Consider the following 24,649-nt stretch of genomic DNA (forward strand, 5'->3'; position numbering starts at 1 on the left):
GGTATGTATGCAGGAACATGAAAAGGTTGTTCACGTTCGTTTCGTGCCGAACCGCGGCAGCCTTGAAACAGGATCAGGACACAGAATACGCACACTGACCGAACGGGAGATCTGCGAATGGCTGACGGAAAGGGGGGTAGCGCACAAACATGCAAGCGACGTCTTCATCATCAAATCCACATCAAACGGATCGCCTTCGTTGTTTGTACCGGATATTGTGTTGACGAAAACGAAGAGTCGTGATGGAAAGACGATTATCATCGAAACGCTCCACAGCTTTTCACCGAAGCGGGGTGGATTAAGAACCTTCACGACCTTCTGTAAGCAATATCGGGACGAGTATTTCTCCATTCTCGTCGCAAAGAAATCCACTCTCGAATCCATTCCGAAAGGAGTATGTAATGCCCGGGTGGAGTTGGAGAATCTGGCCAGCCTGGCAAAGAGATTCGGCATAGGAGTTCACGAATCCTGATTCGGTCGTAAGACTCCAAGTGGTCGTTGCATCTCAAGGCTCACGGATTTATATTGAGTCCACGATATGCACCATACTGCTGCCACATCTTCGCCAACTAATCAGCGTTGGACTGTTCTTTCTCTGGTTGAATGGTCTACGAACCATCTTATCGAGCACGGATTCGACGAAGCACGATTGCATGCTGAATTGCTTCTTGCTCATGTGCTTGAATGTACCCGCCTTCAGTTGTACATGAATTTCGATCGCCCGCTCACGGCGGACGAACTTTGCATGTACCGATCGCTGTTCAAACGCCGCCTCACGCACGAACCGTTGCAGTACATTACCGGTGAAACGGAGTTCATGGGCCTGCCGATCTCCGTCAATTCCAATGTGCTCATCCCTCGTCCTGAAACAGAGCAACTCGTTGAACACGCCATCAGCATTGTTAATGTGATGGAAAAGGAGAGTGTTGATGTCTTGGACATCGGAACCGGTTCAGGTAATATTGCCATCGCTCTTGCAAAGCTCACTTCCAAAGCCCGGGTTACCTCCCTTGAGGTAAGCGCTGCAGCATTGAGCCTGGCGCAACAAAATATCGAACGCAATGCGGTCAAGAATGTCTCGCTTCTGCTCGGAGATGTCTTCGCGGAATTTCTGCCCGATCGAATATTCGATGTAATGGTTTCGAATCCTCCTTATATATCTGTGACGGAACACGGTACGCTTGATCCCGAAGTCCGGGATTTCGAGCCGCGTCTTGCGACAACCGACGGCGCCGACGGCTATCGTTTCATCCGTCGAATCTGCGATGTTGCGTTTCGCAAGCTGCATGAGGGAGGCTCATTGCTCATGGAGATTGCCCATAATCAGTCTGGGCAGGCGATAACGATTGCAGAAATGGCGGGGTTTGCAAATGCTCGCGTTCTTGCCGACTATTCAGGACATTCGCGGATTATTGTTGTCGAGAAATAGATGAGAGCTGTCATTCAGCGGGTAAGCGAAGCCAGCGTGACTATTGATGGAACAGTTCACGCAAGCATCAAAAAGGGCTTCGTGATACTGCTTGGAATTCGGACAGGCGACACAAGAGACGCCGCTGTTTTTCTTGCTGATAGATGTTCGTCGCTTCGTGTGTTCGAGGATGGAAACGGAAAGATGAATCTCGACCTGAACGATGTCGGCGGAAGCGTCATCGTGGTTTCCCAATTCACGCTGTACGGCAATGTGCAAAAAGGGAACCGCCCCAGCTTCATCGAAGCAGCCCGTCCGGAAGAGGCGGAGCCGCTGTATGATTGTTTTGTTGAGAGGATGAAGACGTTGCTCTGCAACGATCGTGTTGCTACGGGGATATTCCGTGCAATGATGGAAGTGAAGATTGTGAATGATGGTCCGGTAACGATTCTGATGGAAAGCAAGTAGTTCATGGGCGTTCTCATGCTCTTTCTTGATGGGGTGGGGATTGGTACAGCGGATGCGTCGGTTAATCCTTTCTTTCAAGCAGAGCTTCCTTCACTTCGCTCGCTGTTCGGCGGCGAACTGCCCGGCTTGAATCGCCCGTTTCTGCAAAACGGCACAGCCTCACTCATCCCTCTTGATCCCAACCTCGGAATTGAAGGGCTTCCACAAAGCGGAACGGGACAAACCGCTCTATTCACGGGAGTCAACGCCCCGCAGTTGATAGGGAAGCATTTTGGCCCGTATCCCTACTCAACATTGCGTCCGGTTGTGCGGGAGAGGAACATCTTTCGTCAACTGATTAATGCCGGTAAGAAGGGGTATTTCGCCAACGCCTATCCGCAACGCTTCTTCGATTACTTCAAGGACAAGCAAACACGTCTCACCGTCACAACCCTCTCGTGCAACTATTGTGACATGCCGCTTCATCAGGTTACGGAACTCGAGAAGGGCGTCGCCGTTTCTGCCGACATTACGAACGCCGGATGGCCGCGCATGGGGTATTCTCACATTCTACCCATCGAACCTGCCGAGGCCGGACGGAGACTTGTGCGCCTTACCGCCGAGTTTGATTTCGTGCTGTTTGAGTATTGGAGAACCGACAAGGCGGGACATTCGGAAAAAATTAGTGAGGCCGTCGACTCGCTTGAAGTCTTCGACGGAATGTTAGGCGGTATTCTTCAATCAATTGATGCAACAAGAACGTTGCTGCTCATTACAAGCGACCACGGCAATATCGAGGATATGTCAACGAAGGTGCATACGCGCAATCCTGTCCCGGCAATACTGTTCGGCTTCCGTCAGCACGAGGTAGCGCAAACATTGCGGGAAAGACCCGATCTTACAGGCGTCACGCCGGCGCTTATGGAACATCTTGTTTCTTAAGGGGGAATGATATCTTGTAAATAGTTCCACCTGTTCTTGGCCAAATGAAGAAGCGGACGATTCGTACAACTCCTGCTCTCATCGTTGCGTTACTCTTCGCAATCGGAATCCTCCTCGGCAAAGCCGGCGGCTTGCCCTTCGCGTTTCTTTTTGTACTCTCTTTGTTCTTCCTCAACGCTGCGGTCTTTCAGTTTCTCATTGGGAGGGACGGACACCCCCTCTTTTCGTTCACTCTTGGATTCCTTGTTATTTGCTCGGGCGCTGCCAAAGTACAGCTCGATTTCCAATCCACACCCTCCCCGATACAATCAAACAGGGTAGTTGAAGTTGTCGGGAGAATTGTTGAGCCGCCATCACAACTCGACAACAAAACGCGATTCACCTTCCAGGCAATATCGTATGCGGATTCGTCCGTCACCCGCGCTATGGATTCACAGATTCTTGTTACCGTTGTGCGGCGCAAGAAGGATACGCTTGATGTTCCGTTCCGGTATGGTGCCACGATGGAGTTGAAGGGGCAACTCGCCCGCCCCTCACCACAACGGAATCCCGGAGAATTTGATGCCCGAAAGTACTATGACGCACAGGGCATCGCCTTCGTGATGAGAGTTCGCGGATATGAAAACGTTGCGATTCTTGACTCATCATCAACACGGAATGTATTCGAGTGGTTGATGCAGCATGCGGTCATTCCCGTCCGCCACTACATGATCTTGCTCTTTGACAACATCGTGGGAGGTGAGGAGGCTGAGTTGCTGAAAGGAATCTTTGTTGGAGATCGAAGCGGAATTTCCTATTCAACGCGTAATGCGTTTGCAAACTCCGGCATTTCGCATCTTCTGGCCGTTTCAGGGGCTCACGTAGTTATTGTGTGGGGAGTCGTCACGATGGTGTTGACGCTGGTTCGCCTTCCGAGGCAAATGGTGATTGTTGGAGCGCTTATCGCAGTTGCGTTCTATATGCTCCTGACAGGCAGCAATCCGCCGATTGTTCGGGCGACGATTATGGGCGGGATCTTCCAGGGGGCGAGACTGCTGGGAGTGAAATCGGACGGACTCAACTCGCTGGGCTTTGCTGCTTTGCTCATTCTCGGATATGATGCCCGCCAAATCTATGATGTGGGATTTCAACTTTCCTTCGCAGCGGTGTTTTCACTGGTCTATCTCTTTCCGATTGCCAAGGATATTCTTCCGACAATCAAGCCGTCAGTGTGGTGCGGAAAGATTGTTACGCGTTCAATCGAGTTATCGATGGTAACATTTGTTGCGACAGTCGGCACATTCCCTTTGATGGCCGTGTACTTTGGCAAGGTGTCGGTCGTCGGGCTTCTCACGAACATTGCTGTTGTACCGGCAGTAGCCGGAAGCATCACTTTGGGATTTCTGTCTGCACTTTTCGGGTGGCTCAGTCCGTTTGTTGCAGAGACTTTTGCCCAGCCGAATGTACTGCTTCTGCGCTTTGTGTTGTGGACGGCCGAATTTTCCGGCAGCTTGCCGTGGGCATACATCAATACCCTGCAGTTCAGGCCGATTCACACGCTCCCCTTTTACGCGATGCTCGGCGTTCTTTTCCATCTGCACGCAATTGGCTACGCGAAGAAATTCGTGATTGGGTTCGTGGCATCCCTCAACTTGCTTCTGATAGTTCCCGTCTCAACATTCGACAGGCCGCTCGAAGAGCATCTCCGCGTGAGCTTTATCGATGTCGGGCAAGGCGATGCCGCGCTGATCGAGTTTCCGGGCGGCGAAACGATGTTGATTGATGCGGGCCCGAAAAGTGAGGAGTATGATGCGGGCGAGCGAGTTGTTGCGCCGTTTCTTAGGCGGAGAGGCATTTCTTCGATTGACTATCTTGTTGCCTCGCATCCCCATGCCGATCATATTGGCGGATTCAAATACATTTTCGACCGGTTCGAGGTAAAGGAAGTAATCGAAAGCGGCCAACCTGCACGGGATCCAATCTACATTGAGTATGCCGAAGCTGTAAGAAACGAGGGATGCAATGTGAACATAGCAAGGACACTCGATTCATCTATCCACATCGGAGAGGCGAAGGTGTACCTGCTGTATCCGACAACAACATTCATCGATACCGACACGACACGCCGTCATCCCAATCTCAATAACACATCGGTTGTTTTCAAGTTGTGTTTTGGTGAGATATCGTTTTTGTTCACAGGCGACGCGGAGATGGACGCTGAACTCGAAATGACAGACATTCATGGAGAGTTCCTCCAATCCACACTTCTCAAAGCAGGGCATCATGGCAGCAAAACCAGCAGCACGCAGGAATTTCTCGACTATGTGAAACCGGCGTTTGCCGTGATTTCTGCGGGTGTGAACAACAAGTTCAATCATCCGTCTGAAGAAGTTGTAGGGCGTCTGCGAGCAATGAATGTTGAAATACTCCGCACCGACGAGGAAGGGGCAATTCTGTTTGAAACGAACGGAAAGGAATTGTATCGAGTTGATTGGCGTTGACGCGTGCTTCTATAACGCCGATCACGCGCTCAACCCCGTTGCTTGCATCTCCCCATAGTCTTGGTTATTATTTTCTACATCCTCCACATCAGCTTTGGAAAGAACATGTCTTCATCATTAGAAAATAAGAAACGTGCGTGGAACGAAAAGCGAGTCAAACCCGTTGTTGACAGGTTCGGCGAACGGCGTAAGCAGTTTACAACAGATTCGGGAATTCCGATTGAGCGCTTGTACATTCCTACGGGTGAAGATCACCATGACACGATAGGTTTTCCCGGCGAATATCCGTTTACAAGAGGCGTCTACCCGACAATGTATCGCGGGAAATTCTGGACGATGCGTCAGTACGCCGGATTTGGCACGCCGGAAGAATCCAACAAACGCTATCGATTTCTTCTCGGTCAGGGAACAACCGGACTTTCCGTTGCCTTCGATCTGCCTACACAAATCGGGTACGACTCCGACCACAAACTTGCGGAAGGCGAAGTCGGGAAAGTCGGTGTTGCTATTGATACCCTCGCGGATATGGAAGTAGCGTTCGACGGTATCCCTCTGGACAAAGTTACAACCTCCATGACGATTAATGCGACGGCGGGCGTTTTGTTGTGCATGTACGTTGCATTGGCAAAAAAACAAGGAGTGGATCTCAAGAAAATCTCCGGCACGATCCAGAATGATATTCTGAAGGAATACATTTCACGCGGCACGTACATCTACCCGCCCGTTCCGTCGATGCGCCTTGTGACGGATATTTTTCAGTGGTGCAGCGAACACGTCCCGAAGTGGAACACAATTTCCATCAGCGGATATCACATCCGTGAAGCGGGGGCGACAGCCGTTCAAGAAGTAGCGTTCACGCTTGCGAACGGCATCGCATACGTTCAAGCCGCCGTCGATGCGGGACTCGACATCGATACCTTCGGCTCGAAGTTGTCGTTCTTCTTTAACGCTCACAACAACTTCTTTGAGGAGATTGCGAAGTTCCGTGCAGCACGCAGGCTTTGGGCCCGCATTATGAAGGAACGATTCGGAGCAAAGAATGATGAGACTCTCAAACTCCGCTTTCATGCACAAACGGGCGGCGCGACGCTGACTGCCCAGCAAATCGACAACAACGTTGTCAGGGTAACTATGCAGGCGCTTGCCGCCGTGCTTGGCGGTTGCCAGTCGTTACACACCAACGGAAGGGACGAAGCTCTTGCGCTACCGACACAACAATCGGCGGCCCTCGCGCTGCGCACACAGCAGATAATAGCACACGAGTCCGGCGTTGCAGATACTATTGACCCGATCGGAGGATCCTATTTTGTCGAATCGTTCACCAATGATATCGAAGCGAAGGCGAAGGAACTTATCGATAAGATTGATGCATTGGGCGGAGCTGTGTCGGCAATAGAGCAGAAATTCTTCCAGCAGGCAATTGCGGAAAGTGCATACCGGTATCAGCTTGCAATTGAGCAGAAGGAAAAAATCATTGTCGGCGTGAATGAATTTGTTTCCAACGATGAGAGTGATGTTGACATTCTGAGAATAGGAGATTCTGCAACGAAACGTCAGCTTGAGCGGCTTCAGGAGATACGTTCCCGGAGAAACAACGACGACGTTCGCCGCATGCTGAATGCCTTGCGAGCCGCAGCAGAAGGGACAGAGAATCTTATTCCCTATATCCTTTCCTGTGTTGAGGTGTATGCCTCGATAGGCGAAATATCGGATGTTCTCAGACAAACGTGGGGGGAATACGCTGAATGACGGGGGTGGCCACTTAAACAATTCTCACAATGGAGGTGAGAAGATGACATTGACCAAAGCAAAAATCAAATCGCTGAAGCATCTTGCCGACAAGAAACATCGTGACAGCGAAAGGAAGTTCCTTGTAGAGGGCATCAGGTTTGTGCAGGAAGCGGCAAGTTCTGATTTTCCCATCATCGAAGCGTTCTATACCGAAGAAGTGGAGAAGGATGCAAGTGGCAGAATTGCTCTTCAGGCATTGAAGAAGAAATGCCGCGATGTTCACAAAGTGGCTCCGAGAGAGCTTGACGCGATATCTGATACCGTGAATGCCCAGGGTATTGTGGCGGTTCTGCAGCAACGGGAATTCCCCGCCGAGTCGTTGTTGCATTGCCCGGATGGCCAATGCACCATTGTTGCTTTCGACGGCGTATCCGACCCCGGGAACGTCGGTTCAATGGTGAGAACGTGCGATTGGTTTGGAGTAGATGGGATTTTGATCGGACGGAACTCCGTCGAGCTCTACAATCCGAAAGTTCTGCGCGCAACAATGGGCGGCGTCTTCCATCTGCCCATTGTTGAAGAGGTGGATCTCCTCTCAATCCTTTCACAGGCGAAAGACTTGGGGTACCGCATCTATGTCACGGATCCGAGCGGCGAGACACATTTCGATCATGTTACCTACGAAAGCAAGTCGATCATCGTATTCGGTAATGAAGCATGGGGTGTTTCCGATCAGGTGAGGCAATTAGCCGATGCCCGGCTCGTAATTCGGAGATACGGGGCCGGCGAATCGCTCAATGTCAGTGTGGCGTGCGGAATCGTCCTTTCCGCCTTGCATCGCTTGTATGACTGACGGTTTCTGTTGTCCGAATCGATTCCGATCGATTTCCATTCAGCAGAAAGTCCGGTTCCGGATGGAGCCGGACTTCCGTACTCGTATAGCGTGATGTTCAGCAACACTGATTCGAGCGGGCATCTTTTCGTTGCTAATCAGGCGCGCTTTCTGTAAATTTGTTCGGTTTTTTACTTCCTCAACAGTCATATCGGAGAAATCAATTGGGTGTACTCGTTGTTGGTTCCGTTGCATTGGATTCCATAGAAACGCCGTTCGGTTCGGCGAAAAATGCTCTCGGTGGCTCTGCAACATATATTGCCGCCGCAACCAAGTTGCTTCTGCACCCATCGGCTTGTGGGAGTAGTAGGAGGAGATTTCCCAAAATCAGGGATGGAATTCCTCGAATCGCGTGGCATCGACCTTGACGGTCTCGAAGTAGTGAAGGACGGGAAGACATTTCATTGGGCGGGAAAGTATCACTACGACCTCAACAACCGTGACACGCTTGCAACGGATTTGAATGTGTTCGAAAAGTTCAATCCGAAGATTCCGGAGAAGTACAAGAAGAGCAAGTATGTCTGTCTCGGGAATATCGATCCCGTGTTGCAGCGGCGTGTGCTGGAGCAGATTGACAAACCCCGTCTGGTTATTTGCGACACAATGAATTTCTGGATTGAGGGGAAGAATGCCGAGCTGAAGAAGACTCTTGAACTGATCGATGTGATCGTGTTGAACGATTCGGAAGCACGTTTGCTTTCGAGAGAACCCAATCTCATCAAGGCGGCACGCGTCATTCGGGCAATGGGCCCCAAAATCGTGATCATCAAGAAAGGTGAACATGGCGCAATGCTGATAACGGAACAAACAATCTTCACGGCGCCGGCGTATCCGATGGAAAATATCTTTGATCCGACGGGAGCAGGCGATACATTTGCGGGAGGATTTGTCGGATGGCTGGGCAAGACAGATGATTTTTCGGAAGAGAATTTGAAGCGCGCCGTCATTTACGGCAGCGCAATGGCATCATTCTGTGTTGAGAAGTTCAGTGTTGAAGGCCTCACAGATCTGACATACCTCCAAGTTCAGGACCGGTTCCGGGCATTTCGCGAACTCTCCCGTTTTGATGGCGACTGACACATTTTATTCGGAGACCACACCATGGTATCGGTTGAGTGGCGCAATGGCGTTGTTCGCTTTATCGACCAGACAAGACTCCCTCATGAAGAAGTATATGTTGAAACATCAGACTATCGTGTCGTAGGGGAGGCGATCCGGAAGCTTCAGATTCGCGGGGCGCCTGCCATTGGAGTTGCTGCTGCATACGGACTGGTTCTCGTGGCGCATGCAAGTTCGCTCACGACAATGCAGGAGGTGACCGAAGAATTCTATTCCGCCATCAACTACTTCTCTCAAACTCGTCCCACAGCGGTAAATCTTTTCGGTGCTCTCGAGCGGGTTCGCCGGACCTTCGATCTGAATCCCCGGGCGGAGTTGGCCGACATGCGACGGTATCTGCTCAATGAAGCAAAGATGATGCAGGAAGAAGATGCTGACGCTTGCAGGAAGATAGGCGAATTGGGCGCCGGTCTGATCCAGATTCCTTCTTCAATCCTCACCCATTGCAACACCGGTGCGCTTGCAACCACAGGCAGCGGCACGGCGCAGAGCGTGATCACGACAGCGGCAAAAAAAGGCAATGTTCTTCGTGTGTTTGCCGATGAAACACGCCCCCTTTTTCAGGGTGCACGGTTAACTGCGTGGGAATTGCTTCGTGCCGGCATCGACGTTACCGTAATAACGGACAGTACGGCAGGACTGCTGATGCAAAACCGGGAAGTTGATTTGGTGATTGTCGGAGCCGACCGTATTGCCGCCAACGGCGATACAGCCAACAAGATCGGGACGTACGTTCTCGCTGTGCTTGCACGCCAACATGGCGTTCCATTCTATGTTGCTGCCCCGACAACAACCATCGACTTCAAATCACGCAACGGCAGAAACATACCGATTGAGGAACGCGACCCAAGAGATGTGACGCATATTGGCAACCTGCGAATTGCTGCCGAAGGTGCGGGGGTATTTGCCCCTGCTTTTGATGTAACCCCGAACGAATTCATTCATGGCATTGTTACAGAGGTAGGCGTGCTGCGGCCCCCGTTTGTTAAATCAATAGCGGGGCTGCGAACAGAGGCCGGAAAACCCGAGGGCAATCAGCCCGCCATACCGGGAGGGCAACGGGCATAGCACCATGATTGTCAAGACCGAAGGAGTTGTTCTTTCCAAAATGAAATACCGCGATACGAGCAAGATCCTTCGCTTGTACACACGCGAATTCGGCAAGATATCCGTCATCGCAAAAGGTGCGCGCGAGGCGAAAAGCAAATTCCGGTCTGCCCTTGAGCCCATGAACCATGTGGCATGTGTAATCTACAAGAAAGACAATAGGGATTTGCAACTGCTCTCCCAATGTGATGTTGTAACCCCGTTTCGATACCTGTCGGAAGACATGGAGAAAATGCGGGTAGGCCTTTCCGTGGTTGAGCTGGCAGATATCGCAAGCCACGCCGAAGAGAGGAATGAAATTCTGTTCTCATTGCTCGTTGATGTTTTACAGACGGTGAATGCTGCAACAAAAAACGCCGTTTATGCGTTATATTACTTTGAAATGAAGATGTCGGCCATTTTGGGGTTCGATCCTCAACTTGAGAGTTGCGTGCATTGCAATGTTGGGATTCCGGAAGGTCTGGAGGAATCCGGACGTTATGTTGTCACTCACGACGGAATTCTCTGCAAGAATTGCTCGGATAATTCCGGTCGCAAAGGGATTTCAGCTTCTTCAGTACGCTCGCTACAACAGATGCGACACGCCACGACATCAGAATCAGTGATGAATATGAATCTGTCACCCTCGGTGAATGAAGAAGTGCAGTATTCATTGCATCGTCACTTGCGGCATCATATTGAAGGATTTCGAGGACTTCGTTCCGAGGAGGTGTTTGCAACTCTTTTGTAAACGCTGATGTGCGCAGTTGTGATATTGGAATGTCTAATAACAATATGTAGGGAGAAGAAATGACGAAGAAATCAGTTTTTGTTTCACTGTTTTTGATTACCATCGGGATTATCTTCGGTGCGTTGCTTGTATCGAATTCAGGTTTAGGTGTTGGTCCGGGCGTTGCAGGAAGCAAGGACGACATCAAGCTCGGTGCAGCAGCTCCGCCGGTAGTGAATAATGTGGATCTAAAAGCGGCGAGCAACAACTTCATCGCTGTATCAAAGGCGGTTACGCCGACCGTCGTGTCCATCACCGTGACGACAGCAGCCCGAAGCGACCGTGGTAATATGCCGCAGGATTTCTGGCATTTTTTTGGCCCGGAGCGGCGTGAATCCCCGCGATCACAAGGAGCGGGTTCCGGTGTCATTGTTACCTCTGACGGATATATCGTCACAAACAATCATGTTGTCGAGAATGCTGACGCGAACGGCATCAAGGTTCTGCTTGACAATCAGAAGGCAACATATGATGCAAAGTTGATCGGAACTGATCCGACAACTGATCTTGCTGTCATCAAGATCGAAGGCAAGGATTTTCCGGTTGCAGCCCTCGGCAACTCAGAATACGTGCAGGTTGGCGAGTGGGTTCTCGCAATCGGTAATCCGTTGGGCTTGACCTCCACTGTAACGGCCGGAATTGTCAGTGCGTTGGGCCGCAACATTCGGATCATCAACGACCAGTACGGTATCGAGAACTTCATTCAAACCGATGCTGCCATCAATCCGGGAAACAGTGGCGGCGCCTTGGTGAACATGAACGGCGAAGTGATCGGCATCAACACTGCCATCGCAACGACGAACATGCGGTATCAGGGATACGGCTTTGCTGTGCCGATCAATATCGTCAAGACGGTTGCAATGGACTTGATTCAGGATGGTAAGATTCGTCGCGGATACATCGGGGTCACTATTCGTGCCGTAGATCAGACGATGGCGAGTGCTATCGGGTTGGACAGGGCCCGGGGCGTGTTGGTGAATGAATTGCGAAAAGGCGGTGCGGCTGAAACTGCCGGCATCAAGCCCGGCGACGTGATTCTCTCCATTGACGACAAGGACGTGAATGAGCCGAATGAATTGCAGAGCTATATCGCAACAAAGCGCGCTGGCGTTGTTGTTGCCCTGAAAATCTTCCGGGATGGCAAGAACATCGAACGAAAAGGGATTACACTGAAGGAGCTGGAGGAAGAAAGAACGACCGTCAGGGCATCAGACAAAAAGAAGAAACCGACAGAGACAGTGAACGAAAACCGTCCGTTGTCAAATTTGACAAGTTGGGATTGACAGTCCGCCCGATGACGCAGGAAGAGAAAAAGGTAAGCGAAACAGAAAGTGGTGTCATGGTGTCGGAAGTGACCCGCTTCAGTGAGGCATCGAACCAGGGTATTACAGAAAGTGATATTATCATCGAAGCAGATCGGAAGGCTGTCGGTAGTACGTCCGAGTTTCTAAAATTAGTGGATGCAAAGAAACCCGGCGATGCATTACTGCTGCGAGTAAAGAAGCAGCAAGGCGTATCAGTGTATATTGCAGTTCAGATTCCGCGATAAGCTCAACATCCATGAATTCTGAAGAAAGCCCCGGCCGTACCCGGGGCTTTTTGTTTGTGATATATGAAAGAGGCTTGCAGCGTCAACCTCATGTTGCTTGACAATACTTCCCTTTAGTGCTATATTTTTCCAGATACTAGTCCACGGCGATCGATTAACGAATTGCGACAGCAAGGAGGTAAGTCAACTTCAGCGCATACGCGGCACAGCGGACGGCTCTTGGCAAGATGAACGCAAAAGTTCTGATTCTGAATCAGAACTACGAGCCAATGAGTGTGATTAACGTGAAGAAGGCAATCATTCTGTTGTATCTCGGTAAAGCGGAATTGATTGAAGCGTACGACGGACGGGCTGTACATTCCGTGTCGGCCACGATGCCGTTTCCAAGCATCGTGAAGTTGTCGTTCTACGTCAAAGTTCCGTTCAAGCGGATTATTCTCTCACGAAAGAATATCCTCCGTCGCGACGGACACAGATGTCAGTATTGCGGCCGGGGTGACTTGACGCTCACGCTCGATCATGTGTGGCCGGTTTCCCGCGGCGGCGAGGAGGCGTGGGAGAACCTTGTGTGCGCGTGCGTCAAATGCAACAACAAGAAAGGTGACCGGACTCCGGACGAAGCCGGCATGCCTTTGTTGCGCAAACCCATGAGGCCGAATCATGTCTCGTTCATCAGCCACTTTGTGGGAAGGATGGATGAGCGGTGGAAGCCGTACCTCTTTCTCCAGTAACCCGTCTGCACGCGACGGGTTCTTTGTTCTTTTGCCAAACGGGATTTTCAGGGAAGATTTATTGACGACAAAAAAAACCATTCTGAGCGGTATGCGGCCGACAGGAAAGTTGCATTTGGGCCATCTTGTCGGAGCGCTGGAAAATTGGGTCTCTCTCCAACACGAATTCAACAACTACCACCTTATCGCTGATTATCATGCTCTGACGACAAAGTTGGATTCGTCGGACATTTACCGGAATTCAATCGATATGTTGATCGACTGGCTTGCAGCCGGTATTGATCCTGCAAAAAGCCCTGTGTTTCGCCAATCGCAAATCAAAGAACATACGGAGTTGCATCTCATCTTCTCGATGCTGATTACGCAGGCGCGCCTTGAGCGAAACCCTGCCGTGAAGGATCAGGTGAGAGATTTGAATATCGAAAACGTGAGCTACGGCCACCTCGGTTATCCCGTCTTGCAGGCGGCGGATATTCTCTTGTACAAAGGCGAGTATGTTCCTGTTGGCGAAGATCAGGTTCCGCACGTTGAAATCACACGGGAGATTGCCCGCAAGTTCAATAGCGAGTACGGGCGGGTGTTCCCCGAACCCGAAGCGAAGTTGACGAAGTTTGCACGCTTGACCGGATTGGACGGCAGGCGCATGAGCAAATCCGTCGGCAACACGATTCTTCTTTCAGATTCTCCCGACGAGATACAAAAGAAGATGCGAACAGCGGTAACAGATCCGCAGAAAGTACGGAAGAATGACCCCGGGCGGCCGGAAATCTGTCTGGTGTTTACATACCATCAGAAATTCAATCCGACTGAAGTCCCTCAGATCGAGGCAGATTGCCGGAGTGGAGCGTTGGGATGTGTTGATTGCAAAAAGCGGGCGGCAACAAGGATTGCAGACGAGTTGGCTCCAAACCGCGAGAAACGCTCCTACTTCGAAACACATATGAATGAAGTTCAAGCCATCCTTGCCGACGGCGAAACAAAAGCCCGCACGCGGGCACAAGAAACAATGCACGAAGTCCGTACAGCAATGAACCTGGGATGACGATGTACCGAGTCAAGCTTACAGACTTTGAAGGCCCTCTTGACTTGCTTCTCTTTTTCATCAAGAGAGATGAGCTGGATATCTACAATATTCCCATCTCGAAAATCACGCAGGAGTTTCTCGAATATCTTCACCTGATGGCGACGCTCGACCTGGAGATTGCCGGGGACTTTATTGTTATGGCGGCAACGCTGATGCAAATCAAGGTGAAGATGTTGCTCCCCCGCGAGATCGGACCCGACGGCGAAGAAGAAGACCCGCGTGCAGAGCTTGTCCGTCGTTTGATCGAGTACAAGCGGTACAAGGAAATGTCGTTTGAACTTTCGAAGTTTGAGGATGAACAACGCAAAATCTATTATCGTAGATTCTTTCAAGCCGATCCGGTGGTGTATGCTGAAGAAGAGGAGAAGGATTTCCTCAAGGATATCACGGTGTTCAACCTGATTGCCGCCTACAAAAAAGCATTGGACAGCATGCCGAAGAAAGTTGTCCATGAGGTACAGCTCTTCAACGTCACGATCGAAGAACAAATGAGCTACACGCTGGATTACTTGCGTGTCAACAAGAATGTCACGCTGTTGAAGCTTGTCGGGCACATGACAGAGAAAATGCGGATCATTGTGACCATCATTGCGTTGCTCGAAATGACGAAGAACAAGGTCATTTCCCTGCTGCCGATGGAGTCTGAAGACGATATCATCATCGCGCCAGTCCCTTCGCAGAGTACCGTGCCGGAGAATGCATGACGGGGGAACAACCGACAACCATACGGCAGATCATCGAAGCGTTGCTGTTTGCAACGGATGAGCCTTTATCTGTCAAGGATATGCTCGCGATATTCGGCGAGTTTCAATCAGGAGAGCTTCCCCAAAAACGTATCACCGAGCAGGTTATTCTCGACGGCATTGAACAGTTGAACAAGGAATACGAGGCGTCAGGGCGCTCGATGCACATCGTGAAAGTCGCAGGCGGCTACCAGTTTGCAACCCTTCCGCTGTATGCCGTGTGGCTTGGCAAAATGATGAAGGAGAAGTCGAAACGCAAATTGTCCGCTTCCGCACTGGAGAGCCTCGCCGTGATAGCATACAAACAGCCCGTGACCAAACCGGAAATCGAATCCATACGCGGCGTGAATGCGGATTACATCATTCGCTCGCTGTTGGAGCGGAACATGATCACGATTGTGGGAAGAGCCGCAACGCCCGGTCGTCCGTTGTTGTACGGCACCACTGCGGAGTTTCTCAAACATTTCGGCCTGAATGACCTTTCGGAACTTCCCAAACCCCGCGAAATTGACGAGCTGTTGGCGGAAGCGGAGTTTGAGGTCGAGAAGCAGCTGTTGAAGGAGCAGGAAGCGAAAGCCTCGGCCAATGAAGAAGCGGACGACGATGACGACGTTCGCATTGTCGTCAGTGAGGATGGAAGATTGCGCAAGGTTGATCCTGACGAGGACACGGAAGAACCGGAACACAATGATTGAGCCCGACCGGTACGAAATCCTCCCATGAAACGTAATCCGAAAGAGAGCCCGAAAGAACTCATCCGCATCAATCGGTACATCAGTATGTGCGGGGTCGCCTCACGGCGCAAGGCCGATGACCTTGTGCTGGAGGGGAAAGTCGAAGTCAATGGCAACGTGCTGCAGGATCTTGGTGCCAAGATCGACCCGCGCAAGGACAAAGTCTTCGTCGATGGCAAACAGGTTGCTCACGTCCACGACTATCTCTATCTGGTCATGAACAAACCGAAGGATGCCATTACCACACTCAGCGACGAAAAGGGGAGAACAACGGTGATGAGCCTCGTCAAAACGAAACAACGCGTCTATCCCGTGGGCCGCCTTGACCGGAACACGACGGGGGTATTGCTGCTGACCAATGACGGCGAGTTTGCACATCACTTGATGCATCCGAAGTTCGGGATTCCGAAGTCGTATCAAGTCGCCCTGGAAACGCCATTGACACACGAGCATGCAGCTCAACTCAGAAAAGGAGTGAAACTTCAGGACGGCAAGACTGCACCCGCGGAAATCTACGTCATCCCTCATGGCAAGGGGAAGGACATTGGCATCACTATTCATGAGGGACGCAACCGGCAGGTTCGTCGCATGTTCGAATCACTCGGGTACGAAGTGAAGAAACTCGACCGGGTTGCGTACGGGCCCGTGACGAAAGAAGGACTGAGCAGAGGAGAAACACGCAGCCTGACTCGTCCCGAAATCCGAAAGCTGAAACAAATGGCAGGAATGCCTGAAGAATTCTGACTCATCCATTCGCCGTACGGTTCATATTGTTAAGAGATTGGGAGAAACCTTGGAAGTAAAGCAGGAACACCAGGATATCAACGAACTCATGCTTCGCCGGCGCGAAGAGCTTGAAGAACTGAAGAAGATCGGCGTCAATCCTTACCCGTATCAGTTTCCGCGTAACGCATTCTCGAAGGAAATCATCAACTCATTCCAGGACGATGCGCCGCAGAGAACGGTGGCTGTTGCCGGTCGAATCATGTCTATTCGAAAGATGGGCAAGGCATCATTCTGTCACATTCAGGATTCGCAGGGGAGGATTCAGATTTATCTGAAGAAAGATGATCTTGGCGCGATGTACGACGCGTTCAAGCTCTTCGATATTGGCGACATTGTGGGAGTAGAAGGTTTCATCTTCAGAACGAAAATGGGCGAAGTGTCCGTTCATGCTCAAACAATCGCGATGCTGGCGAAATCCCTCCGCCCGTTGCCGATAGCAAAAGAAACGAAAGACGAACAAGGAAACAGTGTCGTTCACGATCCGTTCTCGGACAAGGAACTTCGCTACCGGCAACGCTACATCGATCTGGTCGTCAACACGCAGGTGAGGGATGTGTTCATCAAACGGTCGAAGATCATCTCTACGATGAGGGCGTTCTTTGAGGGGAAGGGGTATCTTGAAGTCGAGACCCCGATTCTTCAGCCGCAATACGGCGGCGCGTTCGCACGCCCGTTCATCACGCATCACAACACGCTTGATGTGCCGATGTTCCTGCGTGTTGCGAACGAATTGTATCTCAAACGACTGATCGTCGGCGGCTTCGACGGCGTGTTTGAGTTTGCAAAGGACTTTCGCAATGAAGGAATGGACCGCACGCACAATCCTGAATTCACGATGCTTGAGGTGTACGTTGCCTACAAGGATTATTTGTGGATGATGGAGATGGTTGAACAGATGATCAGCCGCGTAGCGACGGCAATCAACGGCTCGATGAAAGCCGTTGTGGGAAAGAACGAGATTGACTACACGCCACCCTGGACGCGGCTGACGATGTTTGATGCAATCGAAAAGTACACCGGAAAGCAGCTCAGGGGAAAAAGCGAAGAAGATCTCCGGCGGATTGCGAAAGAGATGCATCTTGACATTCCGCCGGGCGAGGGTTCGGGCGCAATTATCGATGAGATGTTCAGCGAGAAGGTTGAGCATCATCTCATCCAACCGACATTCATTACCGACTATCCTCTCGAAATGTCGCCGTTAGCAAAGAAACACCGTTCGGAAGAGGGACTCGTCGAGCGATTTGAGGCAATCGTCAACGGGCAGGAAATCTGCAATGCATTCAGTGAGCTGAACGATCCCCTCGATCAACGGGCCCGCTTTGAGGAACAGATGAAGGCTCGTGCCCGCGGACAGGCAGAAATTCAGCCGCTCGACGAGGATTTCCTGCGGGCGCTCGAGTACGGCATGCCGCCGACAGCAGGCCTCGGCATCGGGATCGATCGCCTGACGATGCTGCTCACCGGACAGGAATCGATTCGCGACGTGATCTTCTTCCCGCAGATGAAGCCGGAGAAATTATGAGTCGCGTTCTTGTATTCCTCACATTTCTCTCTTTTGTCTCGCCTGCAGTTGCCGGCACCAACGGTATTCTCGAAGGTGTTGTGCGCGACAAGAAGACGAACGAGAAACTTCCGGGCGTTATTGTTCTTGTTGTCGGAACACAGCAGGGTACAAGCAGCGACGTCGAGGGATATTTTCAGGTACAGAATATCCGGGCCGGCACGTATGATATCCGACTTAGCCACGTCGGCTATCAAACGCTGATCGTGAAGAATGTCGTCATCAATCCGGACTTGCGCACGAAGCTGAATCCCCAGCTTGATGCGGCCGATGTTCAAATGAACGAGATCATTGTCATTCAAGAGAGACCACCTATACAACGTGACGTTACGGGAACAACATTTTCCTTTAGCAGCGAAGATGTGACACTTCTTCCTGTAACGAAAGTCGCGGATGTAGTTACCTACAAGGCGGGCGTCACGGCTGAGGGAAATATCCGGGGGGGAAAGACCACGGAAGTTGTGTATCTCGTTGACGGGCTTCCCGTGCAGGATGCTCTTTCGGGAGGATTGAAAACCGAGTTGCCCAATAGTTCCATCTCGGGACTGAGTCTGTACACCGGCGGATTTGAACCCGAATACGGCAATGCGCTCTCCGGCGTTGTCAACATTGTCACCAAAACCGGAACGGAAGATCATCGCTTTCTGGTCAAAGGATCGAAAGATAATCTGTTCGGCGGAAAGCAATCCAGCAAGACGAATGAGATAGAGATTGCCGCGTCAGGGCCGGTTCTGGAAGAACAGCTCTACTACTTCGTATCAGGAAGCGGCGTTCTTTCCGATACGCGGTGGTGGCAGGATATGCAATATTTTTTCAAGACTCCCGTCGAAAAATCTTTCAGCGGGTTTGGAAAATTGGATTACATTGTTTCGCCGAGCATGAGGTTCGGCGTGCAACTGCTGTATGCCGATCGTGATTGGCGCGATTATGAATTCAACTGGCGCTACAATCTTGCGGGATTGCCGCCGCAACACCGGACTTCGTACAGGTTGGCTGCAATCCTTTCGCAGACTCTATCCGACAATTTCTTTTATACGGCGAGTCTCAGCCGGTTTTCTCTAAAATCACAAATCGGGGAGGGTTCAAAAGAGAGTCTGCCTGCGGATGATCCCTACCAATACGATTTCTACTTGCAGTACATCGTGAGCGGGCAGCGGGCTTGGTGGAGCAGAACCGAGCAGGAAAATTACACGGCGAAGTTCGACGCCACGTACAAGGTCAGCAGCGCGCATTTGCTGAAGGTGGGAGCCGAGATGAATTTCTACGATGTGAACTCCGACATCGTGAAGTATGAGCCGCGCAAAACCTTTTTCGGAAAGCCGCTTGTCAATGAGCCGCAGTTGAATTTCAGTTCTTCCTACAACTACAAGCCGAGAACGGGAGCGGTGTATATCCAGGACAAGTACGATGTGCCGGAAAGCGGCATACTTCTCAATTTCGGCGTGCGATATGATTTTCTCGACCCGACAGCAAGCAGGCCGGCAATCGAGGCGATTCCGTCGAGCGACACGGCATTTACGTTTGCGATCAAGCAGGATGTTCCGGCGCGGTTGAAGCAGCAGTTCAGTCCGCGCATCGGCGCCGCTACGCAACTTGCCGAGAACGGCTATCTCTTTCTCAACATCGGCTGGTATTTTCAGTATCCGTTGTTCGATTATCTTTACAGCGGATTGGATCGTGTGTCGATTGCGCGAGGGTTGAGTGCCGTGACTGGCAATCCTGATCTTGAGCCCGAACGGACAAAGTCGTACGAAATCAGCGTGAAGTACAGCTTCGATTACAATATCGTCGGTTCAATCACCTACTTTAAGAAGGAGACGACGAATCTCATCGACACGAAAACATTCGTGCCCGGCGACAGCAAGCTTGCCGGTACATACGGCTTTGCAGAGTATGTCAATACGCCGTTTGCGGATGCTTCCGGATTTGAGATCATCATCAGCCGCGACCGTGGGGATTGGCTGACGGGGGAAATGTCGTACACATTTATGACGGCAGAGGGTGTCAGTGGCAGCGCCGATGACGGATTCTACATCGCGCAATTCGGGCTTCCCCCTGCAACGCGTGTATACCCGCTCAGTTGGGATCAGCGTCATACCGTCAAGGCAACGGCCTCGCTGGCCTTGCCGTGGGATTTTACGTTCAACCTTTTTGCGCAGTATCATTCCGGCAGACCGTACACGAATTATCCCACCGCAACCGGATTCGAGCCTGTAAGTCAGAAGGCATTCTCGCAGAACAACAGCCGCATGCCTCGCTACTTCAATCTCGATCTTCGGGCAACACAGAAATTGAAATTCGATTGGTGGCCAAACTCGTTGATAAGCCTCTACTTGGATGTTCGCAACGTGTTCAATGAGAACAACGTCAAGTGGATCGACTCCAACGGACGAATAGGCGGTGAACTGAGTGATCCGGGCGGGTATTACATTGGAAGAAGAACAACACTGGGAATGCAAGTTGAATTCTAAACCAAGATATTTGCCGGCATTCCTGCTCTTGATGCTGGCATTCACAAGTTGTGATGAATTGTTGCCGCCGCGTATCGAGCCTGAACGGTTCTTGAAGGCATCAGTTTACGTAGCTCCGAACAGTGTCGTGAATGTGTTCATCGATTCGAACGCGTCGGGGTTCCCGATTACGATCAACGGCTCGTCGGGGAGTCTTGGCCTTGTTCTCAAGAGTTTCTTCAACGAAGTCTTGGAAGACAGGCCCTTCATCAAAGGTGAAATTGATGTGTGGTTGACGAGCCAGCCGACGATACGAACATCAGTGTTACTGACGGAGATCAATGTTGATTATCCGTACATCGAACCGGGTGGGTTTCTTACACTTCTGCCGGGTGACTCAGTATCGATGTCTAAGCAATGGAACCACATCGCGGACGTCGGGAGAGGGTTCTGGAACTTTATTCAACTGCGGGGAAGGGTGGATGGAACGGGCCGGTTCTATTTCGAATCGGCGCCGGTACGATTTACTGCAACTGCATCGATGCAGGTTTATGAGAATGTTCCGGCCGAAAAAACCGGGGCGTACGAGTTCGAACTCATTTATCATGTGTACGTTCGCTACCCGCCGTAGAGTGTGCTAAAACCCGTTCGGGTTTTCCTTCCCTTGTATCACAATGAGTTTCAGTGTCTTCGTCGCGCCGAACTCCGGCAGCTCGATATAGGCGATGTACACGCCGCTGCCCACTTGCAGCCCGAACTCATTCTGCAAGTCCCACTCGACAAACTGCGAGCCCTCCGTTCCGTCATCCTTCACCAGTGTCCGAACAAGCTGTCCCGCCAGATTGAAAACGCGTATTGTTGCTTTCGCGGGTAGTCGCGTGAACGTCACGCGGCGTTTCGACAATCCTGTCGGCGTAACAGCTTCTCCGTAGTAGGGATTGGGGACAACGTTGATCGCCGCAATATCGGCGCGGATTTGATTCTTGTCGTTGAAAACAGGGCCTTGCGGTGTTATCTCCTTGATGTCACCGTGCCTGATTTCGTGGAATTTGATGAACTTGATCACGGTTCCGACCGGGGGAGGCAAGCCGTCGTTGTCCTTGTCGGCGATTTGGATTCCCCACAAAGCATTGCCCTGCTCGTCAGGACTTTGTGATGCTCGGAAGACGTCAGTCAGAAGACCTGATACCCCAATCGAATCATTCCCCCCAACCGGATATCGAATATCTGTAACATGAATCGGCTCGAAGATTTTGAACAGCGTATCCGTGTACAACACGCCGTACGGCGTCACGTTCCACGTATCGGGCGTGTTGCCCGAATCCCGGAACGATGCAATCACCTGAACAGGAACATCATCGGGCCCCCGCCCGACATCCCATACCGAGAACGGAACCTTCACGGGTTTGGATTGGATATTGAGAACGATCAGGCGTACCGCATAACTCCCCACCCCATCGAACCGGATTTCGTAATCACGCTGTGTTGTTCCGACGCCGTTCAGCGAGCGAAGTGTACGCCGCTGACTGAGAACCGTGTAGTTCTGATTCGGGTTATCGGGCCCGTAGGCATTGTTGCCCCGTTCATCCAACACATACCGCAACCCTACAGGCGGAATGCCGATCGTGACATCAAATCCACCTTCTGCCACTTTGTAGGGGACCCTGCCGCTGAGGTCGGTGATGTTGGAGAAGATGGATGTGCCGCTTGTGGCATTGATGATGCTCCACTTGTACGACTTGCTTGATGTCGTTGTGTCGAAACGAATATGGTACGGAGCGCCGGATTGTCCCCGCGGATTGTAGATTACGGGCACAACAACCGCGTCGCTGTTGCCGACGATATTCTTGACGAGAACCGTATCCCCAACGTTGTAGGGATACAACGCTCCGGGCGTTTTTGATTGGGGGATGACGGTGATAATTTCCGGGGCGCTTTCAACACTTCTGATGATGGTTGTGTTATCCATTGTGTAGTTGTAGGCCGTCACCGCAAAATGGTACTGCTGACCGTTTACAAGCGATCTGTTCCGGAGTATATCCTGATTGATGAGAAGGCTTCGTTGAATGCCGCTATCGGTTCCGTATTGCACAGGCCTGAGGTAGATGTCGCCTGCCTGAGGATCAAACACTTCTTGGGATATGGTTTTGACATTGTTTACGAGATCGAACGTCGCAAGTCGCTGCGCGTTCGTCAAATCCGTTGTGCCATCAGGAATCTGATACACATTGTATCCTTCAAAACGATATCCGCCGAAGAGTAGAGGGACTTCCGTTTCAGCGATGCTCGCAGAATCCAAACTCCAATCCAGCAAAACCTGACGGTCAAGCCCGAATGCCTTGACCTTCGGCGGGGCGGGGGCTTTTGGCTGATTGAAGCCGTTGTTGTAAGCGAGTTGCGCTGCCTTGTCGTTATACTTCATGACTTTAATGCTGGAGATGTTGTCGGTTCCCAAGCCTCCGACAACGGCAAGTACAACTTCCTGCGTGTCGCCAATAGCCATTGTGAAGGGACCCGACGAGAGTGTAATCTCTCTGTCTCCGGGAAGCAGCGGCGATCCATCGAGCCAGCCGTAATTCAGAACGGGGTCGCCGTGAGCCCAATACTTCGAAGCAGTCTGAGTTGTAGGATTGATAAGCGGAGCCGGATCGGGCGGCCCGATGGGTGATGGCGGCAAACCGCGCAGCACTTGATACCATCCATTCACCCAAAAATTCCCGCTAAGCGGTGGTTGATAGCGCGAGCCGTTTCGTACATGCCGGTCGTAATAAACGAACGATGTCATCGGAAGATTGATGTAGCCCGGACCTTTTGTTTTCAGATTGATGATGGCAAAATCCGATGCGTCATCAATTCCATTTTTATCCCGATCCTGTCCCGCAACACCGGGAACTACGGGCCCTTGAATAAAATCGAAACCCACGGCAGGCGGAGGAAGAAGGAAGTTGTTGAACAAACGATCCGTGACGGCTGCATTGTACACATAGCCGAGATTCAGCAGGGTATCGCAAGCAGCGTAGTCGTCGGTGGCGTCGCCGATATCCGGATCCGACATTTGCGCGATATACATGCTGTCGATGCGGGCCGCGGCAGAGGTTGATGACAGGCCCTTGTAGATGAGCCGGAACCGCTTGTACACAACGTTCGCCAATGCGTCTGTCCGGTTGTAGCCCCAGAGTGTTCCCTGCAACTCCATGCCAACAGGCTGTGAAGAGAACGGCCGCGACGCAATCACATCATTGCAAACATACCACAATACCATATCGGCATCGGCGTAACCGGGAGTTTCACCATCGAGTTTGCCGTTGCGGTTTAGGTCTTCGCCCGGGTCAAGAACGCTGTTGCGGTTGACATCTTCGCCCCAATCAAGTACGCCATTGTTGGCGTCCACAAGTTGTCCGTTCTGATCAAGATAACCTGTGTCATAAAACGGGGCGCCGAATTCCCACGGCCATTCAGCCCAATCCTTTTGGTACGCGTTCCGAAGCGCGATGATGTCGGCTGTTGTCACGTTAGTCGGGATTTTTCGGTAGGTTTCTGCCGCATCCTGACGCAAATCTATTTTGCGAAAATCACGCCGAATTCTGTACATCCGAACCGTGCTGTCATTCGGATTCTGCACAGTGCTTGTCCGCAACCCGAGAATCGCGCCTTGCCGCATTCCGCTTGTGAAATATTGTCCGTTCACGTGAAGCCGGTTGATGTTGCCGTCACGCAATCTTCCACCCCAAATCAACCCCGAGGCAAACACAATGTTCGATGTTTCTTTCGGATAAAACATGCCAGCCCCGGAAAAGAGGCCGGCCGGATATTCCTGGTTGCCGTTTGAATTGTACCATCCGATCATTCGATTGATATTTAGGGGCTGAATAATCGGTGTGCCGGCAATTCCTTCAGTCCCCGTCGGGAGAAATGGTTTGTCTTGCGAGATGAGAGTGAACGGCAGGATGAACACTGCAGCTACAACAAGTAATCGCTTCATTCGTTGATGAGTATGTGAGAATGGGTTTCTGCTGGTGATTCAATGTACGTACACAATGAAAAACTTGCAATGCACATTGTTGCATCTCTGATGATTCTTTTGTTGTTTTTCGGAGTCGTTTTATTGCTGGGAAT

20 protein-coding genes and 1 pseudogene are annotated in these 24,649 nt (G+C 51.3%); 20 read left to right on the forward strand and 1 reads right to left on the reverse strand.

Features of this window, described 5'->3' with window-relative positions:
• The first annotated feature begins 7 nt into the window (after positions 1-7).
• The 20 genes and pseudogenes from KF749_02175 (at position 8) to KF749_02270 (ending at position 21,164) form a co-directional block, all read left to right on the forward strand.
• The gene (locus KF749_02175) at positions 8-472 is read left to right on the forward strand and encodes a hypothetical protein (GenBank protein ID MBX2989955.1); all 465 of its coding nucleotides are present in this window, start codon (positions 8-10) and stop codon (positions 470-472) included.
• Between the two features lie 66 nt (positions 473-538).
• A complete protein-coding gene (gene prmC / locus KF749_02180) occupies positions 539-1,429 on the forward strand; it encodes a peptide chain release factor N(5)-glutamine methyltransferase (protein ID MBX2989956.1) in 891 nt (296 codons plus the stop codon).
• Positions 1,430-1,876, forward strand: coding sequence for a D-tyrosyl-tRNA(Tyr) deacylase (gene dtd, locus KF749_02185; protein ID MBX2989957.1), 447 nt, complete (start codon positions 1,430-1,432; stop codon positions 1,874-1,876).
• A 3-nt stretch (positions 1,877-1,879) separates the two neighbouring features.
• Positions 1,880-2,797: an alkaline phosphatase family protein gene (locus tag KF749_02190; GenBank protein MBX2989958.1), complete on the forward strand. Its 918-nt coding sequence runs from the start codon at positions 1,880-1,882 to the stop codon at positions 2,795-2,797.
• A 44-nt stretch (positions 2,798-2,841) separates the two neighbouring features.
• Entirely contained in the window at positions 2,842-5,277 is a 2,436-nt protein-coding gene (locus KF749_02195; protein ID MBX2989959.1) for a DNA internalization-related competence protein ComEC/Rec2, read from the forward strand.
• A 105-nt stretch (positions 5,278-5,382) separates the two neighbouring features.
• Positions 5,383-7,026 carry a methylmalonyl-CoA mutase family protein gene (locus tag KF749_02200; GenBank protein MBX2989960.1) on the forward strand — a complete coding sequence of 548 codons (1,644 nt, stop codon included), beginning with the start codon at positions 5,383-5,385 and terminating at the stop codon, positions 7,024-7,026.
• Positions 7,027-7,069: 43 nt separating this feature from the next.
• Positions 7,070-7,861 (forward strand): RNA methyltransferase, encoded by a 792-nt coding sequence (locus KF749_02205; protein ID MBX2989961.1) that lies wholly within the window; start codon positions 7,070-7,072, stop codon positions 7,859-7,861.
• 203 nt (positions 7,862-8,064) lie between these two features.
• Positions 8,065-8,977: pseudogene (locus KF749_02210) on the forward strand (sugar kinase).
• 24 nt (positions 8,978-9,001) lie between these two features.
• Complete coding sequence (gene mtnA / locus KF749_02215) at positions 9,002-10,087, forward strand: S-methyl-5-thioribose-1-phosphate isomerase (protein MBX2989962.1); 1,086 nt, start codon at positions 9,002-9,004, stop codon at positions 10,085-10,087.
• Positions 10,088-10,091: 4 nt separating this feature from the next.
• A complete protein-coding gene (gene recO, locus KF749_02220; protein MBX2989963.1) occupies positions 10,092-10,856 on the forward strand; it encodes a DNA repair protein RecO in 765 nt (254 codons plus the stop codon).
• Positions 10,857-10,915: 59 nt separating this feature from the next.
• A complete protein-coding gene (locus KF749_02225) occupies positions 10,916-12,178 on the forward strand; it encodes a trypsin-like peptidase domain-containing protein (protein MBX2989964.1) in 1,263 nt (420 codons plus the stop codon).
• Positions 12,169-12,444, forward strand: coding sequence for a PDZ domain-containing protein (locus KF749_02230; protein MBX2989965.1), 276 nt, complete (start codon positions 12,169-12,171; stop codon positions 12,442-12,444). Before KF749_02225 ends, KF749_02230 begins: the two co-directional genes overlap by 10 nt.
• A 227-nt stretch (positions 12,445-12,671) precedes the next feature.
• Complete coding sequence (locus KF749_02235) at positions 12,672-13,175, forward strand: HNH endonuclease (protein MBX2989966.1); 504 nt, start codon at positions 12,672-12,674, stop codon at positions 13,173-13,175.
• Positions 13,141-14,217 (forward strand): tryptophan--tRNA ligase, encoded by a 1,077-nt coding sequence (gene trpS / locus KF749_02240; GenBank protein ID MBX2989967.1) that lies wholly within the window; start codon positions 13,141-13,143, stop codon positions 14,215-14,217. The genes KF749_02235 and trpS overlap by 35 nt, the downstream gene beginning before the upstream one ends.
• 2 nt (positions 14,218-14,219) lie before the next feature.
• The gene (locus tag KF749_02245; GenBank protein MBX2989968.1) at positions 14,220-14,963 is read left to right on the forward strand and encodes a segregation/condensation protein A; all 744 of its coding nucleotides are present in this window, start codon (positions 14,220-14,222) and stop codon (positions 14,961-14,963) included.
• Complete coding sequence (scpB, locus tag KF749_02250) at positions 14,960-15,697, forward strand: SMC-Scp complex subunit ScpB (protein MBX2989969.1); 738 nt, start codon at positions 14,960-14,962, stop codon at positions 15,695-15,697. The genes KF749_02245 and scpB overlap by 4 nt, the downstream gene beginning before the upstream one ends.
• Before the next feature lie 24 nt (positions 15,698-15,721).
• Complete coding sequence (locus KF749_02255; GenBank protein ID MBX2989970.1) at positions 15,722-16,480, forward strand: rRNA pseudouridine synthase; 759 nt, start codon at positions 15,722-15,724, stop codon at positions 16,478-16,480.
• 88 nt (positions 16,481-16,568) lie between these two features.
• On the forward strand, positions 16,569-18,044 hold the full coding sequence (lysS, locus tag KF749_02260; GenBank protein ID MBX2989971.1) for a lysine--tRNA ligase: 1,476 nt from the start codon (positions 16,569-16,571) through the stop codon (positions 18,042-18,044).
• Complete coding sequence (locus KF749_02265; GenBank protein MBX2989972.1) at positions 18,041-20,554, forward strand: TonB-dependent receptor; 2,514 nt, start codon at positions 18,041-18,043, stop codon at positions 20,552-20,554. Before lysS ends, KF749_02265 begins: the two co-directional genes overlap by 4 nt.
• Positions 20,544-21,164, forward strand: coding sequence for a hypothetical protein (locus KF749_02270; protein MBX2989973.1), 621 nt, complete (start codon positions 20,544-20,546; stop codon positions 21,162-21,164). Before KF749_02265 ends, KF749_02270 begins: the two co-directional genes overlap by 11 nt.
• Positions 21,165-21,170: 6 nt before the next feature.
• Here KF749_02270 and KF749_02275 read toward each other — a convergent pair whose 3' ends face one another.
• Positions 21,171-24,515 carry a hypothetical protein gene (locus KF749_02275; GenBank protein ID MBX2989974.1) on the reverse strand — a complete coding sequence of 1,115 codons (3,345 nt, stop codon included), beginning with the start codon at positions 24,513-24,515 and terminating at the stop codon, positions 21,171-21,173.
• Positions 24,516-24,649: the final 134 nt, after the last annotated feature.

The organism is Bacteroidota bacterium (assembly GCA_019637975.1).
GTDB lineage: Bacteria > Bacteroidota > Ignavibacteria > UBA10030 > UBA6906 > CAADGV01.

Coding starts and splice junctions, on each gene's coding strand:
- KF749_02195 (MBX2989959.1), top strand. CDS start 2,842: ATGAAGAAGCGGACGATTCGTACAACTCCTGCTCTCATCGTTGCGTTA.
- KF749_02190 (MBX2989958.1), top strand. CDS start 1,880: ATGGGCGTTCTCATGCTCTTTCTTGATGGGGTGGGGATTGGTACAGCG.
- KF749_02235 (MBX2989966.1), top strand. CDS start 12,672: ATGAACGCAAAAGTTCTGATTCTGAATCAGAACTACGAGCCAATGAGT.
- KF749_02200 (MBX2989960.1), top strand. CDS start 5,383: ATGTCTTCATCATTAGAAAATAAGAAACGTGCGTGGAACGAAAAGCGA.
- dtd (MBX2989957.1), top strand. CDS start 1,430: ATGAGAGCTGTCATTCAGCGGGTAAGCGAAGCCAGCGTGACTATTGAT.
- KF749_02225 (MBX2989964.1), top strand. CDS start 10,916: ATGACGAAGAAATCAGTTTTTGTTTCACTGTTTTTGATTACCATCGGG.
- mtnA (MBX2989962.1), top strand. CDS start 9,002: ATGGTATCGGTTGAGTGGCGCAATGGCGTTGTTCGCTTTATCGACCAG.
- KF749_02205 (MBX2989961.1), top strand. CDS start 7,070: ATGACATTGACCAAAGCAAAAATCAAATCGCTGAAGCATCTTGCCGAC.
- KF749_02265 (MBX2989972.1), top strand. CDS start 18,041: ATGAGTCGCGTTCTTGTATTCCTCACATTTCTCTCTTTTGTCTCGCCT.
- recO (MBX2989963.1), top strand. CDS start 10,092: ATGATTGTCAAGACCGAAGGAGTTGTTCTTTCCAAAATGAAATACCGC.
- lysS (MBX2989971.1), top strand. CDS start 16,569: ATGCTTCGCCGGCGCGAAGAGCTTGAAGAACTGAAGAAGATCGGCGTC.
- KF749_02255 (MBX2989970.1), top strand. CDS start 15,722: ATGAAACGTAATCCGAAAGAGAGCCCGAAAGAACTCATCCGCATCAAT.
- KF749_02245 (MBX2989968.1), top strand. CDS start 14,220: ATGTACCGAGTCAAGCTTACAGACTTTGAAGGCCCTCTTGACTTGCTT.
- KF749_02175 (MBX2989955.1), top strand. CDS start 8: ATGCAGGAACATGAAAAGGTTGTTCACGTTCGTTTCGTGCCGAACCGC.
- KF749_02275 (MBX2989974.1), bottom strand. CDS start 24,515: ATGAAGCGATTACTTGTTGTAGCTGCAGTGTTCATCCTGCCGTTCACT.
- scpB (MBX2989969.1), top strand. CDS start 14,960: ATGACGGGGGAACAACCGACAACCATACGGCAGATCATCGAAGCGTTG.
- trpS (MBX2989967.1), top strand. CDS start 13,141: ATGAGCGGTGGAAGCCGTACCTCTTTCTCCAGTAACCCGTCTGCACGC.
- prmC (MBX2989956.1), top strand. CDS start 539: ATGCACCATACTGCTGCCACATCTTCGCCAACTAATCAGCGTTGGACT.